Source organism: Candidatus Similichlamydia epinepheli (genome assembly GCF_003056015.1).
The window spans coordinates 1-1,649 of record NZ_PPEU01000122.1 but is presented as its reverse complement, the minus strand read 5'-3'; the positions used below and the strand labels follow the sequence as shown (position 1 = coordinate 1,649).

General features: G+C 37.9%; 1 protein-coding gene. It reads left to right on the top strand.

Annotated features, from left to right (window positions below; all coding sequences use genetic code 11):
- A partial coding sequence (locus GCCT14_RS04745) for a toprim domain-containing protein (protein WP_239978383.1) occupies nt 1-1,584 on the top strand: 1,584 nt, incomplete at its 5' end.
- Between the last annotated feature and the right edge of the window lie 65 nt (nt 1,585-1,649).

The following is a 1,649-nucleotide window of genomic DNA, read 5'->3' as shown; positions in this document are numbered from 1 at the left end:
CAAGTGTCAATAGCGTTGCGTTGGAATGTTTCTTGTTCAGAATTGATTGTTTCTTATGCGAACAATATTTGTACAAAACAAGGAGGAAGTCACGTAACTGGATTTTGCACTGCTTTAACACGTGTTCTAAATAGCTGGATGAAGCGTTCTGGAATTGCAAAATTTGAAAAATATTCTGTTTCTGGAGATGACGCTAGAGAAGGGCTTACCGCGGTAATTTCTGTTAAATTACCAAACCCACAGTTCGAGGGGCAGACTAAACAGAGATTAAGCAATGCTGAGGCTGGTTCTTTTGTTCAGCAATTAACTGGAGATTGGCTAACAAGTTTCTTGGAGGAGAATCCTTCATCGGCAAAACAAATTTGTGAAAAAGCTATTTTATCTGCGCAAGCTCGTGATGCTGCAAGAAAAGCCAGAGATCTTGTTTTAAGAAAATCTGCTCTTGATAGTGCTCGACTTCCTGGAAAGTTGATAGATTGTCAGGAGCGTGATCCTAATCTTTGTGAAATCTACATTGTCGAAGGGGATTCAGCTGGTGGCTCTGCAAAAATGGGTCGTGATCGTCGTTTTCAGGCTGTTTTACCTATACGTGGTAAAATTCTTAACGTAGAAAAAGCAAAACTAGACAAAGTTTTGCAAAATCAAGAAGTGCGTGCTCTTATTGCATCTCTAGGATGTGGAATTGGTGGAGAGTCGTTTAACTTATCTCGTTTAAGGTATAAAAAAATCATTATTATGACAGATGCGGACGTAGATGGATCGCATATTAGAACATTACTTCTTACCTTTTTTTATCGATATATGCGTCCACTTTTTGAATTAGGTCATATTTACATTGCTCTTCCGCCTTTGTTTAGAATGAGTCGTCAAAAAAGGTTCCAATATATTCATTCGGAAAATGAAATGAGCAGGTCCTTGATTGATTTTTCATTGAATGAGGTAGTTATATCCACGTCAGATGGAAAAATTCTTAATCAATCTGAAAAGAATAATTTGGTTGAAGCGTGTTTGAAGCTAGAACAGTTTGCATTCTCTTGTGAGAAAGATTCTGTTCCTTTTCTAAAGATTCTTAAGGAAATTGATGAAAGTGGAATGATACCTGAAATAGTCGTTGTAGATTCTGGTAGAAAAGTTTCTTTTTTTTATGAAGAAAGTGATGTGCCTGATTCTAGCAGTGACGAGGTTGCTAGGTTGAAGCTTTCTACATTGGGAAAGATTCAATCAGAACTTACTCCATTGTCATTGAGTGTTTGTCATTTATTGATGGACAAAGGCGAAATTTTCAATCTAAAAGTTTTGCAAGAAACGATTCCTATTTATTCTTTGAAGTCTCTTTTGGACCAACTTAAGGAGGCTGGACGTCGCAGTGTTACTGTTCAAAGATATAAGGGATTAGGTGAGATGAATGCAGATCAGTTGTGGGAAACTACGATGGATCCGGACAAAAGAACACTTATTCAAGTGTCGATTCGAGATGTAGAAGAGACGGAGTCGATGTTTGACGTTTTGATGGGAGAAGAAGTTCCTCCAAGGCGTGCCTTTATTGAAAAACATGCTCTTGCTGTTAGAAACTTGGATGTTTGACGTAATTCTAATTGGAGCCTTCCGTGTCGGCAGAAAATAAAGACGAGTCGATTGTTTTGAATAGC